At 51.5% G+C, this 14,625-nt stretch carries 15 protein-coding genes; 11 read left to right on the forward strand and 4 right to left on the reverse strand.

The annotated features are described in order from the left end of the window. The first annotated feature begins 5 nt into the window (after nt 1–5). The 3 genes from L1278_RS01300 (at nt 6) to L1278_RS01310 (ending at nt 1,194) form a co-directional block, all read left to right on the forward strand. Nucleotides 6–440: an OsmC family peroxiredoxin gene (locus tag L1278_RS01300; protein WP_220627036.1), complete on the forward strand. Its 435-nt coding sequence runs from the start codon at nt 6–8 to the stop codon at nt 438–440. A gap of 61 nt (nt 441–501) precedes the next feature. After that, nucleotides 502–1,002 (forward strand): hypothetical protein, encoded by a 501-nt coding sequence (locus L1278_RS01305; protein ID WP_253400700.1) that lies wholly within the window; start codon nt 502–504, stop codon nt 1,000–1,002. Nucleotides 1,003–1,014: 12 nt separating this feature from the next. Further along, nucleotides 1,015–1,194 (forward strand): hypothetical protein, encoded by a 180-nt coding sequence (locus L1278_RS01310; protein WP_253400701.1) that lies wholly within the window; start codon nt 1,015–1,017, stop codon nt 1,192–1,194. A 161-nt stretch (nt 1,195–1,355) separates the two neighbouring features. Here L1278_RS01310 and dnaA read toward each other — a convergent pair whose 3' ends face one another. The 3 genes from dnaA to L1278_RS01325 all read right to left on the reverse strand — a co-directional run bounded on the left by dnaA (nt 1,356) and on the right by L1278_RS01325 (nt 4,592). Beyond that, entirely contained in the window at nt 1,356–2,780 is a 1,425-nt protein-coding gene (gene dnaA / locus L1278_RS01315; protein ID WP_220627095.1) for a chromosomal replication initiator protein DnaA, read from the reverse strand. Nucleotides 2,781–2,885: 105 nt separating this feature from the next. Then, nucleotides 2,886–3,821: a bifunctional UDP-sugar hydrolase/5'-nucleotidase gene (locus tag L1278_RS01320; RefSeq protein ID WP_253400702.1), complete on the reverse strand. Its 936-nt coding sequence runs from the start codon at nt 3,819–3,821 to the stop codon at nt 2,886–2,888. A 15-nt stretch (nt 3,822–3,836) separates the two neighbouring features. After that, nucleotides 3,837–4,592 carry a 5'-nucleotidase C-terminal domain-containing protein gene (locus tag L1278_RS01325; protein WP_253400703.1) on the reverse strand — a complete coding sequence of 252 codons (756 nt, stop codon included), beginning with the start codon at nt 4,590–4,592 and terminating at the stop codon, nt 3,837–3,839. Nucleotides 4,593–4,905: 313 nt separating this feature from the next. Between L1278_RS01325 and L1278_RS01330 the strand changes: the two genes are divergently transcribed. After that, the gene (locus L1278_RS01330) at nt 4,906–6,312 is read left to right on the forward strand and encodes a T9SS type A sorting domain-containing protein (RefSeq protein WP_253400704.1); all 1,407 of its coding nucleotides are present in this window, start codon (nt 4,906–4,908) and stop codon (nt 6,310–6,312) included. 57 nt (nt 6,313–6,369) lie between these two features. Here the strand turns inward: L1278_RS01330 and L1278_RS01335 are convergent, their stop codons facing one another. Beyond that, on the reverse strand, nt 6,370–7,701 hold the full coding sequence (locus L1278_RS01335; RefSeq protein WP_253400705.1) for an amidohydrolase: 1,332 nt from the start codon (nt 7,699–7,701) through the stop codon (nt 6,370–6,372). Between the two features lie 65 nt (nt 7,702–7,766). Here L1278_RS01335 and L1278_RS01340 point away from each other — a divergent pair, with 65 nt between their 5' ends. From L1278_RS01340 to L1278_RS01370, 7 genes are all read left to right on the forward strand, one after another. Then, entirely contained in the window at nt 7,767–8,147 is a 381-nt protein-coding gene (locus L1278_RS01340) for a YkvA family protein (protein ID WP_253400706.1), read from the forward strand. Between the two features lie 91 nt (nt 8,148–8,238). Continuing rightward, nucleotides 8,239–10,077 (forward strand): methylmalonyl-CoA mutase family protein, encoded by a 1,839-nt coding sequence (locus tag L1278_RS01345; protein ID WP_253400707.1) that lies wholly within the window; start codon nt 8,239–8,241, stop codon nt 10,075–10,077. A gap of 36 nt (nt 10,078–10,113) precedes the next feature. Then, a complete protein-coding gene (locus L1278_RS01350; protein WP_253400708.1) occupies nt 10,114–10,485 on the forward strand; it encodes a DUF4440 domain-containing protein in 372 nt (123 codons plus the stop codon). 158 nt (nt 10,486–10,643) lie between these two features. Then, a complete protein-coding gene (locus L1278_RS01355; protein ID WP_253400709.1) occupies nt 10,644–11,135 on the forward strand; it encodes a GNAT family N-acetyltransferase in 492 nt (163 codons plus the stop codon). A 102-nt stretch (nt 11,136–11,237) separates the two neighbouring features. Continuing rightward, the gene (gene scpA / locus L1278_RS01360) at nt 11,238–13,391 is read left to right on the forward strand and encodes a methylmalonyl-CoA mutase (RefSeq protein ID WP_253400710.1); all 2,154 of its coding nucleotides are present in this window, start codon (nt 11,238–11,240) and stop codon (nt 13,389–13,391) included. 175 nt (nt 13,392–13,566) lie between these two features. Then, nucleotides 13,567–13,974: a hypothetical protein gene (locus tag L1278_RS01365; protein ID WP_253400711.1), complete on the forward strand. Its 408-nt coding sequence runs from the start codon at nt 13,567–13,569 to the stop codon at nt 13,972–13,974. 141 nt (nt 13,975–14,115) lie between these two features. Further along, complete coding sequence (locus tag L1278_RS01370; protein WP_253400712.1) at nt 14,116–14,517, forward strand: hypothetical protein; 402 nt, start codon at nt 14,116–14,118, stop codon at nt 14,515–14,517. Nucleotides 14,518–14,625 lie beyond the last annotated feature (108 nt).

Raw genomic sequence — 14,625 nt, forward strand, 5'->3', positions numbered from 1 at the left:
GACTTATGAAAAAAAGTACAGCAAAGGCCCAATGGAACAAAGGCCTGAAAAACGGTAACGGCGAAGTTGAGTCCGGCACCGGTAACTTTAAGGCAGGCTATACCTTCGCCTCCCGCTTCGAAAACGACGCCTCGGCCACCAACCCCGAAGAGCTGATCGGTGCGGCGCATGCCGGCTGCTACTCCATGTTCCTGAGTGCGCTGCTCGAGAAGGCCAATTACGAACCGGAGTCGGTTCGGACAACTGCCACCGTGCACCTGGGTGAAAAAGACGGCGGGCCGCACGTGATGAAGATCGAACTGAACACGGAAGCCAGTGTGGCAGGTATAAGCGACGATGAATTTCAGAAACTGGCCGAAGAGTCAAAGGCCAAGTGCCCTATTTCAAAGGCGCTGGGTGCCGTGCCGGAGATCACATTAACCGCTTCTCTCAAAAAATAAATTTGCTATATTGCAGCTTGCGCGTAAACTGTGCGCGTTCGTTTCACTTTAACATCCTTATATGCCTACAGCCGGTAATGCAAGATCGTCGCTTTTAGTACAGTTAAGCCCTTCGCGCAATGCTAAGCTTTCGTTTACGGTTCAACTTGTGCTCACCCTTTTCTGGCTGGCCTGGGCCACCATGCTGCTTGTAAGCGAAAACCCGACTGGCGACCAGAATTACCTGTACTACATCTTTTTCGGTTTGTCTGTCGTTTTTCTGGGCTACGTGATCCTGCAGAACACTTCTGTATTTGGCGTGCAGTCTTACATTGAAGTGACCCAGGAGTACATTGTGCAGAAAAATGGCGTATTCCGGACCAAGATGATCACGGCTATACCTGACATCGAATCAGTGCACGTATCGCCTATGGCCCTGCGCATCACCCAGCGCGACGGCAACAAGGTATACCTCGACCTGAAGCAGATCCGCAAAAAGCGTGACATTGAAAGAGTGAAAAGCAGAATACGCGAGTTGAGCACCCAGCACAATTTTGAGGTAACGGAAGCAAATCTAGCCTAAGGTATACGCGGGATGAAAATGATATCAGAGTTTCTCCGCTTTTGCTTAAGTGTAGCTATTTTGTTAGGCGCTGCTCTATACCTGAAGTTCAGTATGAATGCCAGCCCGCAAGCCTATTTTGTGCTGCTAATTGGAATTATACCTGTGACGATGTCAGGTATACGCATTTTGCAAAAGGCTAAGAAACAATAAGGCAGTGTTGCAATAAGCACAAAGAGAGAGGGCTATACCTACGCAGGTATAGCCCTCTCTCTTTTGACAGACTTACAGGTATAGCACAAACAGAAACCGCCGCTACTCAGGTATAGTAGCGGCGGTTTTGTTATCGGTATAGCGTTTCAGTCAGGTATAGCTTAACCTGCCTTGGACTTAAATTTCTTCTGTAGTTCCTGAATGCTCACTTTGAATTTCTTGTCGGTATCAATCAGGTCCGAAACAGTCTGTACTGAGTGAATTACCGTACTGTGGTCGCGGCCGCCGAAGTGGTAACCGATCGACTTAAGCGAATGGCTGGTAAACTCCTTGGCGAAGTACATGGCCACCTGGCGCGCTGTCACGATCTCTTTCTTGCGGGTTTTGGCTTTGAGCGAGTCCAGGCTCACCTGGAAGTACTCAGCCACCGTTTTCTGGATGAAGTCGAGGTTTACCTCCGTCTCTACATCCTCGATGATATGCTTCAGGGCCTGCTTGGCAAGCTCCAGGTCAATTTCTTTTCTGTTCAGCGAGGATTGCGCGATCAGCGAGATCAGCACGCCTTCAAGCTCACGTACGTTGGTGTCCACGCTGTAGGCCAGATACTCCACCACATTGTCAGGAATATCAATTCCGTCGCCCTGCATCTTCTTCTGGATGATGGCCATACGCGTCTCGAAGTCTGGGCTCTGCAAGTCGGCGGTGAGGCCCCACTTAAAGCGGGACAACAGGCGCTCCTCGAGTCCTTTGAGGTCGCGTGGCGGACAGTCGGAGGTCATCACGATCTGCTTGCCGGACTGGTGCAGGTGGTTGAAGATGTGGAAGAACATTTCCTGCGTCTTCTCCTTGCCACTCAAAAACTGCACGTCGTCGATGATCAGGATATCTACCAGCAAATAGAAATTAGCGAAATCCTGCACGTTGTTGGTCTTGAGCGACTCGATGAACTGGTTCACGAATTTCTCGGAAGACACGTAGAGCACGAACTTATCCGGGTTGCTGTTTTTGATGTGGTTACCGATGGCCTGCACCAGGTGCGTTTTGCCAAGTCCCACACCGCCGTATACCATCAGCGGGTTGAACGAAGTGGTGCCCGGCTTGTTGGCCACGGCATAACCTGCCGAGCGCGCCAAGCGGTTACAATCTCCCTCAATGTAGTTTTCGAAGGTATAGGCACCATTCAGTTGCGAGTTCAGGAAGTTGCGGTCGATGGTCTTCGACTCGAACGGGCTCTTGATGAAATTTTGCTCCGGCCGGTAGGAGTTCACTACGGCCTGCGGGATTTTCTTGGTCGGGATGTTGACCGTCTGCGGCTTGTTGGACTCGTTGCCACGGTCCACGATAATAGAGTACTCCAGGCGCCCCTCACTGCCCATCTCCTGGTAAATTACCTTCTTCAGCAAACCTACATAGTGCTCCTCCAGCCACTCATAAAAGAATTGGCTAGGCACCTGTATGGTGAGCACATTGTCGCGCAGGGACAAAGGCTTGATTGGTTCGAACCAAGTTTTAAAGCTCTGCTCGCCAATACTTTCCTTAATTACCTGTAGACAGTTACTCCATACTGTAGAACAGTCTTTTATCATCCAATTTTCCAAAACACAAAAGATCCGTTGGGTGTAACAAACCTAACCTTGATGGCAGGGGGGTTACAAATTTGACCAATTTATTCTAAACAAAAAATTATTTATTCACGAAGTTAATACAGGGTTATCCACAGCCAAGACAGCGGTCCTTGTGTCGGTCCTACGCTTTGATTTTCTGCTGAATGTAACATCTATTCTGCCCAAAAACAAGCCGGACCACCCTACCTGGTTAATCATCGTCTCATGCCCGCTTTCGTGTCGCAGTACTTCCGGTTTTTCCATGAAGGTATGGGTATGGCCGCCCAAAATCAAATCGATGCCGCTGACCTGCGCGGCCAGTTTGCGGTCGTCAATTTTGTCGGTGTCGTAGCTATACCCGAGGTGCGAGAGGCAGATAACGAAATGGCACTTTTCTTTTCCGCGCAGCGCCTGCACGATCTCGCGGGCTTCCTCCACCGGGTCCAGGTATACGGTTTCGCCGTACATGTTCTTGCTCACCAAACCGTCGAGCTCTATACCTAAACCAAACACACCCACCCGTATACCTTGTTTTTCGAACACTTTGTAAGGCTGAAAACGGCCATTCAGGATGGTGTTGGAGAAGTCGTAGTTGGCCGTGAGGAACGGAAAACCTGCCAATGGCAATTGCTTCTGCAGACCCTCCAGCCCGATATCGAAGTCGTGATTGCCGAGCGTAGCGGCATCGTAGCCCATCTGGGTCATGAGTTTGTACTCGAGCTCGCCCTCAAAAAAATTGAAGTAAGGCGTGCCCTGCCAGATGTCGCCGGAGTCGAGTAAAAGCACGTTCGGCTCCTGTTGCCGGATGCGCTCAATGAGGGTGGCGCGACGAGCCATACCGCCCATACCACCATACTTGCGTCCATCATCCGGAAAAGGGTCGATGCGCGAGTGCTGGTCGTTGGTATGCAGGATGGTCAGTCTTATACCTTCGCGGGCGGCCTCTGCCGAAAAGGGCAAACCCAGCATACTGATACCTGCCGCGCCGAGGGCCGTGTGCTTCAAAAAGTCTCTTCTCTTCATGGGTTCAGGTATAGCTTATGGAAGGATGGTCACGCGTTTCTCGGCTGGTACAGTCACTTGCTTACCGGCGGCAGTGAGTTGCTGTATGTGCTGGTGAATGGCGTCGCGGAGCAAAAGGCCCAGCTTCTCGTATTGGATTGGGTTCTTCAGCATGTCAAGTTTATCACCGCCTCCGGCCAGGTAATCAGAAGTAACCAAGGTATAAGTTTTGTTGAGGTCCAGGGGCTGGCCTTTGATTTTGATATCCTGTGCTTTGCCGTTAGCCACGGTATAAGTCGCGTTGCCGATGTAGGTGATCTTGCGGGCCGCCGCATCATCGAACAGCTGCTTTACGGACTCGCCGCTCAAGGTCAGCACCACCATTTCGTTCTCGAACGGCATCAGCTCAAAAATATGGCCGGTGGTAATATTGCCTTGTGGCAAGGGCACACGCAGTCCGCCTTGCGTGGTCACGGACAGGTCGATAGGTTTACCATAAACTGGCTCGCTCTGCGCCAGTTGCAAGTCAACGACAAAGTTGCCAAGCGGCGATTCGTAGTCGCCTTTGCCCAAGGCTACGGGCGCTGAACCCACCACCTCCGACATTTTCACGGTCACTTCTTCGCGGTATGGGGCAACCAAGGCCTCCACAGCCGGATCGGACGTGATTGTATGGTCAACGGCTACATCCGTCTCGCTCAGGTTGGCGGAGGGTTGCAAGGGCCGCTGGCAGGCGACCAGACTCAAGGCCAGGGCCAGTCCGGAGATGTATTTTAGGAAGGGGCGCTTCATGGGGTGCTGCTGTAATTATCCCCAAAGTTATCAACATTGTCGGGCCCGGGCAAAAAGAAAAGGCGGTTTAATTTTTCTTTAGCGATTACTAAAAACTTACACATTGTCACCCAGTTATATAAGTTTTTGGCTATATTATTGAGGACTAATTTTTATACCTGTATCAACCAGATTCTCTATACCCATTTATTTATCTTTTAGGAAACAGTGTATGAATAGAATAAGCAATAAATAGTCAAATAATTAAATAAATAATACTAAAATATAACTATAAATCGTATTATTATAAACCTCTACTTATAACTGCTTGGCTATGAACAAAATATACCTTACTTTTTGGATAACTGCCTTATTTTTTGCGCCGTTGCTGGTACAGGCCACGCACATTTACAGCGGCTACATCAGCTATACAACCGACCCACAGAACCCGCTTAAGTTTGATTTTGTGTTTACGCTTTACACAAAAGCCGCCTCATCTGCGGATGATCCTTTTGTATCCATAAGCATGGGCGATGGCAAGGTTCAGACGGTTGAAAGAGCCAGAATTACTCCTTATTCCCATCGTTATGATAAGGAAATTTTCACCTGGAGCCATACCTACGCCGCGCCTGGAAACTATACCGTGCATTGGACTGGCGAGAACCGGAATGGGGGGATCATCAACATGGCAGCACCCAGTGACTTAATAACTTTGAAAATAGTTACACTCGTGAAGGCAGGTACCGCTACTCAAAATCTGCATGGGGCGAAGCTTGCCGGCGTACCAGTTACCGCAGCCTATACGGGTGAGCCATGGACCCACAATTTCTTAGCCTACGATGAGGATGGAGACTACCTGAAGTATGATCTGGTGACTCCCAAACACAGATCCTCTTCTTTCGAGATTGCCGATGTTCCCGGTTATTGGCCTCCGGAGGGGTTAACAGTGAGCGATTTTGGAGAAATCCACTGGCCAAATCCCGTTCAAAAAGGAGAATATGTGATCGCTCTAAAAGTAACAGAAATGCGTGATGGCAGGGAAATAGGCCATATGATAGTCGACATGACTTTTTTGGTGACCGAGCGGGCGGATCAACCTAAAATGAGCCTCCTGAACAAGAACCGCCTGACGGTGAACAGCGATGGTTCCATTCAGACCTGGCCCGGACAACCGGTGAAACTGGAATTTTACCTGAAAAAGAATCCGACCAGTGACTTGCCACTAAGTGCCAGGCCATTCGGGGAAATAGATACGTTAAAGCTAGTCAACACGTCGCTTGCTTTCCGGGATACTGCGGATGGTTTTGCCATTACCTACTCCTTCACTCCTGGCCCTGACATGGAGCGCACAGAGCCCTACCTAATGGGCATGCGAGGCAGACCGGTAGAAGAATTTACGGGAGACAGGCTCCCTTATGGCAAAGTGGAGGATGCCTGGGCATTCGCGTACATTTACGTGGGAGAGCAGCGGCGTCCCCTGTCCTCCGGCGACGATTTCCCAACTGAAAGGCCAAAGTTATACCCCAACCCGGCGCGGAGCGAGTTCACCATTGAGGCACCCGACCTGCCGGCCCTTCACCTGCTGATGCGCGACGTTACGGGCAAGGTGGTGGCAAGCTATACCTTGCGGCCGGGCAGAAACGATTTTGCCCGCCCGGCCAAACTAGCCTCGGGACTCTATACCTATACCTTAACCAGCCAACTCTCACCCATTGAAACAGGCAAACTCATGCTGCAGTAATTTATTCAAAAAAAAGCCTCCCTCAGTTGGTACTGAGGGAGGCTTTTCTATACCTGTCTACTTTTTGCCTTTTCCTTCCATGTAGTTCAATGTCAGGCTGGTGAGGGTTTTTACGCCGAGCGTCAGGCCGCTTTCATCTATAAAGAAATCAGGTGTGTGGTGTGGGGCTACTTCTTCGGGCTTTTTGCCTTTCGACATACCGCCCACGAACAGGAACAGGCCCGGAATTTTCTCCTGGTAGAAAGCAAAATCCTCGGCGCCTGTCACAGCCTTGGCCAGTACCACCTTATCGCGGCCAGCCACAGTGTGCAGGGTGGGCAGCATGCGTTCGGTTAAGGCCGGGTCGTTGTAGGTAACAGGTGTTTGCGGGATGATCTCCACTTCTGCCACTGCTCCGCTGGCTTCGGCAATTTTGGTGGCGGTGAGGTTGATTTTCTCGTGCAGCTTCTTCTGCATTTCCACGTCCAGCGCCCTGATCGTTCCTTCCATCAGCACCTCCTCCGGAATGATGTTGTTGCGCACACCACCGTGGATGCTGCCCACCGTGATCACAGCGGCGCCTTCCGGCAATTGTGTCTGTCGACTGATGATCGTTTGCAGGCCGTTGATGATCTGCGCTGACACCACGATCGGATCTATACCTGACCAAGGGTAAGCGCCGTGTACCTGCTTGCCTTTTACTTTTATGCGAAAGATATCAGCGCTCGCCATGGTCCCGCCCGGCGTGTACTTAATCGTACCCACCTCTGTTTGTGAGTTAATGTGCAGACCAAAGATCACTTCCGGTTTCGGTCCTTTGTCGAGCACGCCCTCTTTTACCATCAAAGCTGCACCGCCTTCCTCACCTGCCGGAGATCCCTCCTCAGCAGGCTGGAAAATAAACTTCACGGTTCCTTTCAGGTCGCTTTTCATACCTGCCAGCACTTCGGCTGCACCCATCAGCATGGCAATGTGCGTGTCGTGGCCGCAGGCATGCATCACACCTACCTCTTGTCCGTTGTAGGTACTGCGCTCCTTGGAGGCAAAGGGCACATCCGTTCGCTCCGTTACAGGCAAGCCGTCAATATCCGCGCGCAGGGCCACCACCGGGCCGGGTTTTCCGCCTTTCAGGATGCCCACCACACCGGTATGGGCCACGCCCGTTTGCACCTCTATACCTAGATTGCGGAGGTGAGTTGCAATTTTTTCGGCTGTCTTGGTTTCACGGTTGCCCAACTCCGGGTATTGGTGGAAGTCGCGCCGCCACTCGATCACTTTCGGCTCCAGTTTGTCGGCCATGGTGTTGGCCTTCGTCAACAGTTTGGAGTTCTGTGCAAAGGCAGGTATGGTAACCAGCAGCCCCAGGCAGAGAGGCAGTATTTTCTTAAGGAAGGTATAAGGTTGTGTCATGTTCAGAGTCAAGTGTTTGCTTCCTCTAAAGCTACATATTTTTTGGAACAGCCGTACAACATTCTATGCTGCAAAAGTGGAAAGACACCGTCCGGAAACTCAAAGAGGACATCTATACCTTATACCTGGCCTACCGCGACCAGCGTGTGTCTTTTTTTGCCCGTGTCGTACTGATCCTTACCGTTGCCTATGCCTTCAGCCCGATCGACCTGATCCCGGATTTTATACCTGTACTCGGCTACCTCGACGATCTCATTCTGCTCCCGCTCGGGATTTGGCTCTCCCTTAAGCTGCTGCCCGTGGAGGTTGTAGAAGAGTACCGCGCAATGGCCAGGCAACAGCTCCTGGAACGAAAGCCTAACTACATCATGGCAGTTGTCATTGTCCTGGTCTGGCTCTTATTGGGTTTCTGGCTATACCTGCGCTTTGTGGTTCACGTAGACTAAATTCAAAGTGATAAAACGGCCAGACCTTCTTCCCGCTTTTCATAAGCTGCAATAGAAAGTATATATTTACAGGAAATAACACCCATACACGATGACTGACGAGCAGAAGCTATTTTCAGAATTCAAGCCGGGCACAGCAACCGATTGGGCGAATCGCACACAGAAAGACCTGCGCGAAACCCCACTCGAAAGCCTGAACTGGCATACCTACGAAGGCATCACGATTAAGCCCTATTATACCCGCGAAGACACGCAACACCTGCCATTTGCTCAGCAGAAACCGGGTGACTTCCCTTTTCTGCGCGGCAACACCGGCAGCGACAACAACTGGCAGAACATCCAGAAAATAAAAGCGCATGGCAACGGCATAACAGCCATTGACAAAGCCGCTGATGCCCTAAGCAGAGGCGCTGATGGTGTGCTCTTTATTGTGGAAAATCCGCAGGCTTTCGACGTTGCCTACCTGACCGAGCAACTCGACCTGACCTCGCAGTCTGTCAGTTATACCTTGGGTAGCGACCCGGCAGATTTTCTCAGAGGACTCTATACCTCGCTTTCTGAGCAGAACATCTCGCACCGCAACCTGAAGGGTTTTATGAACTACGACCCGATGTCAGGAAAAGGCCAGCTCACCGAGGACGAAAACAAGATTATCACCCAGGTGCTCGAACTTACCAAAGACAGCCCAGACTTTTACGGCGTTACGGTTTGTGGCACCAGTTTCAGCAGCATCGGCGCATCGCTCACACAGGAAGTAGCCTATACCCTGAGTGCTGCCGTAGCTTATACCGATCGTCTTACCACAGCTGGTGAGCCTCTGGAATCGGTGTTACGCAACATGCTGTTTTGCATGGGGGTCGGCACCAACTACTTTTTTGAGATCGCCAAATTGCGGGCTCTGCGCCTGCTTTGGGCTGCCGTAGTGGAGGCCTACCAGGCCGATCCGGCGCTGGCCGGCAAACTGCGCATCCACAGCACGACTTCCAGTTGGTACCAAACTACGCTCGACCCGTACGTGAACATGCTGCGCGTGACCACTGAGGCCATGTCGGCAGTTCTCTCCGGCGCTGATTCGCTTACTGTACTGCCATTTGACAGCACCTTTAAGGATTCAGATGAGTTCTCGGAGCGCATCGCCCGCAACGTGTCCATTATCCTGAAAGAGGAGTCATACCTGGACAAAGCCGTAGACCCCGCCGCCGGTTCTTACTACCTGGAGTCTCTCACCAACGAACTGGCTACCAAAGCATGGGAGCTTTTCAAAGAAGTGGAAGCACAGGGAGGATTTGAGGCCGCTTATGATAATGGATTTATTTTGGGCTCAATCACCGAAGTAAACCGCCAGAAGTTCCGCGACATCGCCACAGGCCGTATGGTGCTGGTAGGCACTAACAAATACCCGAACCCGAAAGAGAAGATTGACTTTGACCCGGAGGAACTAATCCAACGCGCCGAGTTCGATACAACCCGCGCCGCCTACCCGACTGAGGTGATGCGCATGGCCACTGAGCTGCATTTGCGTAAGCGCAAACGTCGTCCAAGGGCAGTTATCGCCGTGATCGGACAGGCTGCCAAGCTCCACATCAACGCCTCTTTTGCAAAAGAATTTTTCACCTGCGCCGGTTTCGAAACCGATATGCAACAGTATGATAACGTGGAAACAGCCGCCGCCCGCCTGCTGCATGCAGCAGCCGAGGTAGTAGTTGTGTCTACTTCCGAAGCAACGTATGCCCGCGAGTTTGGTCCCAAGATTCGTCAGCACGAATCCAGGCCGACCATCATCATGGCCGACGATCCGCAGCACATGAAAGACGAACTGGTAGCCCACGGGTATGACGAGTTCATCTTCGAAGACTGCGACATGTCGACTATACTGGAGCTGGTGCAGAAGCGCCTGGAGCGCGAAGAGAACAATGGTGGCACGCAATAAACAGCCTTCACATTCAAAAACAACAAACCAGCAACCATGAACGACGCGATCACAGAAGTTAAGCAAGCCCTCGACGGGCAGGTAGCCGCTTGGAACAACGGCGAACTGGAGAAGGCGATGGACTTTTACTGGGAGTCGCCGGACATGCTCTGGATCAGCCGTAACGGCACTGAAAAAGGATGGCAGGAAGTGCTGGAGATGTTCCAAACCGACTTCACCGACCGCAGCAAAATGGGCGACTATACCTACGAACCCTTGCACATTGAGCAGGTAGGACCGGAAGCCGTGTACTACGTGTACCGCTGGAAGATCGACCTGCAAGGCAAAAAACTGATGGGCGGCGTATCATCACAGCTTTGGAAAAAGGTAAATGGCCGCTGGGTCATCACCTCCGAGCACGCAAGTTAAATTAGTGAATGAGTGATTTAGTGATGGAGCGAATACTTCCCCTTGAATTTCCTCAATCAAACCTCATTCAGGAATATAAGTAATTATTGAGTTTTGAAGAGTAAATGTATTGATAGAAAAATCACTCATTCACTCCATCACTCATTCAAAAATAAAACATGCAACTGAGTGACCTTACCATTAGAACGGCGTTAAAACCCGGAGACATTGGCTATATTACGTATCGCCACGGTACCCTTTACAGTAACGAGTACCATTATGGAATTGAGTTTGAGAGTTACATTGCCCAGGGGCTGCACGAATTCTTCAGCCAGTACGACCCGAACAAAGGCCGGGCCTGGCTGGCTGAGTATGAGGGCAGGATAGTCGGGACGATCTTCCTGATGCACCGCCCCGGGAATGTGGCCCAGGTGAGGTACTTTCTGATAGAGCCGGAATTCAGGGGCATCGGCCTGGGCAAAAAGCTCATGAAGCTGGCCATGGACTTCTACAGGGAGAAAGGCTATACCTCCGCCTTCCTTTGGACGACCCATGAACAGGAAGGCGCCATCGCTTTGTATAAACGCTATGGCTTTAAGCTGACGGAAGAGAAACCTTCCACTGCTTTTGGCAAAGCACTGACAGAACAACGGTTTGACCTGTTTTCCTGAGCCGAGGCATCCGAAACTCAAAAAAAATAGAACGACGCGCGAATGAGTCGACAGAAAATAGAACTCACTCATTCACTCCATCACTCATTCAAAAATTAACCCATGAAACCTGACTTTTCGAACATAGACATCAACAAAGTCGCCAAAGCGGAGCACGGGCAGAAAAACCCACTGCAGCCGAAGGACTGGAAAACAGCCGAGCAGATTCCGCTCAAGAGCTACTATACCTCCGAGGATGTGCAACACTTCGAGCACCTGGACTTTGCTGCTGGTCTGCCGCCATACCTACGCGGCCCTTATAGCACCATGTATGTGCAAAAGCCGTGGACAATCCGCCAGTATGCCGGTTTCTCCACTGCCGAAGAATCCAACGCCTTCTACCGTCGCAACCTGGCCGGCGGACAGAAAGGTCTCTCGGTAGCTTTCGACCTTGCCACACACCGCGGCTACGACTCCGACCATCCGCGTGTGGTAGGCGACGTGGGCAAAGCCGGTGTGGCCATCGATTCGGTGGAGGACATGAAAATCCTCTTCGACCAGATTCCGCTCAATGAGATGTCGGTGTCGATGACGATGAACGGAGCCGTGCTGCCGATCATGGCCTTTTATATTGTGGCAGCAGAGGAGCAGGGCGTAACGCCGGAGCAGCTGAGTGGCACGATCCAGAACGACATCCTGAAGGAGTTTATGGTGCGCAACACCTACATCTACCCGCCGGAGCCGAGCATGAAGATCATCGCTGACATCTTTGAGTATACCTCCCAGAATATGCCGCGCTTCAACTCGATTTCTATTTCAGGCTACCACATGCAAGAAGCCGGCGCCACCGCCGACATTGAACTGGCCTATACCCTGGCTGATGGCCTGGAGTATGTGCGCACCGGTCTCAAAGCAGGTATGGACATCGACGTATTTGCGCCACGCCTTTCTTTCTTCTGGGCCATCGGCATGAACCACTTCATGGAGATCGCCAAAATGCGTGCCGCCCGTATGTTATGGGCCAAGCTGATCCAACAGTTCAACCCCAAAAACCCGAAATCACTGGCGCTGCGCACGCACTGTCAGACTTCCGGCTGGAGCTTGACCGAGCAGGACCCGTTCAACAACGTGACCCGCACCTGTGTGGAGGCGCTGGCCGCTGCCTTGGGTGGTACTCAAAGCTTGCATACCAACGCACTTGACGAGGCCATCGCGCTCCCAACCGACTTCTCGGCCCGCATTGCCCGTAACACGCAGATATACCTGCAACAGGAAACCAATATCACCAAAGTGGTAGACCCTTGGGGAGGCTCTTATTACGTAGAAGCCCTCACGCATGAGATCGCGCACAAAGCCTGGGCTTTGATTGAGGAAGTGGAGGAGCTCGGTGGTATGGCCAAAGCCATTGAGACCGGTCTGCCAAAAATGCGCATCGAAGAGGCTGCTGCCCGCAAGCAGGCCCGCATCGACTCGGGCAAGGATGTGATTGTGGGCGTGAACAAATTCCGTCCGGACCAGATTCAGGAAATCGACATCCTCGACATTGACAACACCGTGGTGCGCGAGTCGCAGCTCCGCAGACTGGCCCAGGTAAAAGAAAACCGCGACAACCAGGCCGTGGATGAAGCACTGCAAGCCCTGACCTTGGCTGCTGAGTCTGGTGAAGGTAATTTGCTGGAACTGGCCGTGAACGCTGCCCGCTACCGCGCTACACTGGGCGAGATTTCTGATGCATTAGAGAAAATTTACGGAAGACACAAAGCTGTGATACGATCCATATCAGGTATATACTCTGCCGAGCTCTCCGACGACGAGAACTTTGAGCGGGCAAAAGTGCTGGCTGATCAGTTCGAGGAACTGGAAGGTCGCCGGCCACGCATCATGGTCGCTAAGATGGGGCAGGATGGTCACGACCGTGGCTCTAAGGTGATTGCCACCTCCTTCGCCGACCTCGGCTTCGACGTGGACATTGGCCCACTCTTCCAGACCCCGGCCGAAGTAGCCATGCAAGCCGCCGAGAACGACGTGCATGTGGTGGGTGTATCTTCGCTGGCAGCCGGCCACAAAACGCTGGTGCCGCAGCTGATCGGGGAACTACGCAAACTCGGCCGCGAAGACATCATGGTGATTGTAGGTGGCGTTATACCTGCCCAGGATTATGATTTCCTGTTCAAAGCCGGCGCTACAGGCGTCTTCGGACCGGGCACGATCATCTCCGTAGCGGCTCAAAATATCCTGGAGCAATTGATCAGGAGAGCCGTGGAATCTGGAAGTTAAAAGTTCAGAGTTAGCAATTGAAAGCTGCAGCTGCATTGGTCGGCTGCAGCTTTTTCGTTTCCGGAAGACGATGGCCTTTCAGACGCACTCCCTGTTAGAAAGGATATACAGCATGACAGTACTTTGCTACAGCCCTTTTAAAGCTGTACCTTTGTGGTAATTATACAATTGCCTTATGTTATCTAAACCAACGAAATACATTCTATTAAGCCTCTCAGCTGCCCTCATCATCTACTTCATCTACGACTCCTTTTCCCTGCCCAGTGTCGATGACCTGAAAGGCGATTTTAAAGAGGTGGCCTTTTACCGCAACGAGAATAACACCGGCCCAATCGTCAGGATTTACGCGGTGACACTTGCCGATACCCTGTGGCAGGAGATGGAAGCTTATGGTAACTACATGCCGCACACCAAGTATGGCACCACCAGGGTATACTTTTTCCTGAACAACCAGCCAGCTCCGGATCAGGTGCAACCCGGGCAGCCGAACTTCCCCTCTCAGTTTGAACCTCATACATTAGCCCGTTACGAAAAAGACGCCATGGGACAAATATCCTTTGTGCGACACCCTTTTAGCCGCTAACAGAGGCTCTTTCGCTGCATTTCGCCACTTCTACTTATTGATAATTAAGTAGTTATAACCAGATAATTACAGCTTAGTTAGTAGGCTCATTCTTAAATTAATCGTAAAAGAGAGGATGTGAAACCTAAAAACTTAAAGGCTATGAAAATGATTTGGAAAACAGCGGCGGCCACTCTTTTTATGAGTTCAGCATTATTACTGACATCTTGTGGGGGAGAGCAGGGCACTACCACAGAGACGCCATCCGATACCATGGAAGATAATACGATGGAAAATGATATGAATGACACTGACATGACCGAAGACACCGCCGGCATGCAGGGCACTACCACAGGCGGCACAACAGGTACAACAACTACCGGTACCACCACTGGAGGCATGACAACGACCGGCGGCACAACCACCGGTTCCACTACAGGTACGACGACTGGTACTACAACGGGTATGACGACCGGGACTACGACGGGCACTACCACGACAACAGGTACGACTACGACTGGCACCACCACAGGCTCTACAACGGGTTCAACTACTGGTAACTAATCTTCCAGATCTAAAAATTAGACATACAGTAACAGAGGGGCTGCGCTGACCTATACAGTTAAGTTTAGCAGAGCAGGGAGCTTGTAAAAACAGGCTCCCTGCTCTGTT

It is taken from the genome of Pontibacter sp. HSC-36F09, from assembly GCF_024171605.1.
Lineage (GTDB): Bacteria > Bacteroidota > Bacteroidia > Cytophagales > Hymenobacteraceae > Pontibacter.

Bases quoted from the DNA above. Each gene is read 5' to 3' on its own strand.
- L1278_RS01300 (WP_220627036.1), top strand. From the start codon at position 6: ATGAAAAAAAGTACAGCAAAGGCCCAATGGAACAAAGGCCTGAAAAAC.
- L1278_RS01305 (WP_253400700.1), top strand. From the start codon at position 502: ATGCCTACAGCCGGTAATGCAAGATCGTCGCTTTTAGTACAGTTAAGC.
- L1278_RS01310 (WP_253400701.1), top strand. From the start codon at position 1,015: ATGAAAATGATATCAGAGTTTCTCCGCTTTTGCTTAAGTGTAGCTATT.
- dnaA (WP_220627095.1), bottom strand. From the start codon at position 2,780: ATGATAAAAGACTGTTCTACAGTATGGAGTAACTGTCTACAGGTAATT.
- L1278_RS01320 (WP_253400702.1), bottom strand. From the start codon at position 3,821: ATGAAGAGAAGAGACTTTTTGAAGCACACGGCCCTCGGCGCGGCAGGT.
- L1278_RS01325 (WP_253400703.1), bottom strand. From the start codon at position 4,592: ATGAAGCGCCCCTTCCTAAAATACATCTCCGGACTGGCCCTGGCCTTG.
- L1278_RS01330 (WP_253400704.1), top strand. From the start codon at position 4,906: ATGAACAAAATATACCTTACTTTTTGGATAACTGCCTTATTTTTTGCG.
- L1278_RS01335 (WP_253400705.1), bottom strand. From the start codon at position 7,701: ATGACACAACCTTATACCTTCCTTAAGAAAATACTGCCTCTCTGCCTG.
- L1278_RS01340 (WP_253400706.1), top strand. From the start codon at position 7,767: ATGCTGCAAAAGTGGAAAGACACCGTCCGGAAACTCAAAGAGGACATC.
- L1278_RS01345 (WP_253400707.1), top strand. From the start codon at position 8,239: ATGACTGACGAGCAGAAGCTATTTTCAGAATTCAAGCCGGGCACAGCA.
- L1278_RS01350 (WP_253400708.1), top strand. From the start codon at position 10,114: ATGAACGACGCGATCACAGAAGTTAAGCAAGCCCTCGACGGGCAGGTA.
- L1278_RS01355 (WP_253400709.1), top strand. From the start codon at position 10,644: ATGCAACTGAGTGACCTTACCATTAGAACGGCGTTAAAACCCGGAGAC.
- scpA (WP_253400710.1), top strand. From the start codon at position 11,238: ATGAAACCTGACTTTTCGAACATAGACATCAACAAAGTCGCCAAAGCG.
- L1278_RS01365 (WP_253400711.1), top strand. From the start codon at position 13,567: ATGTTATCTAAACCAACGAAATACATTCTATTAAGCCTCTCAGCTGCC.
- L1278_RS01370 (WP_253400712.1), top strand. From the start codon at position 14,116: ATGAAAATGATTTGGAAAACAGCGGCGGCCACTCTTTTTATGAGTTCA.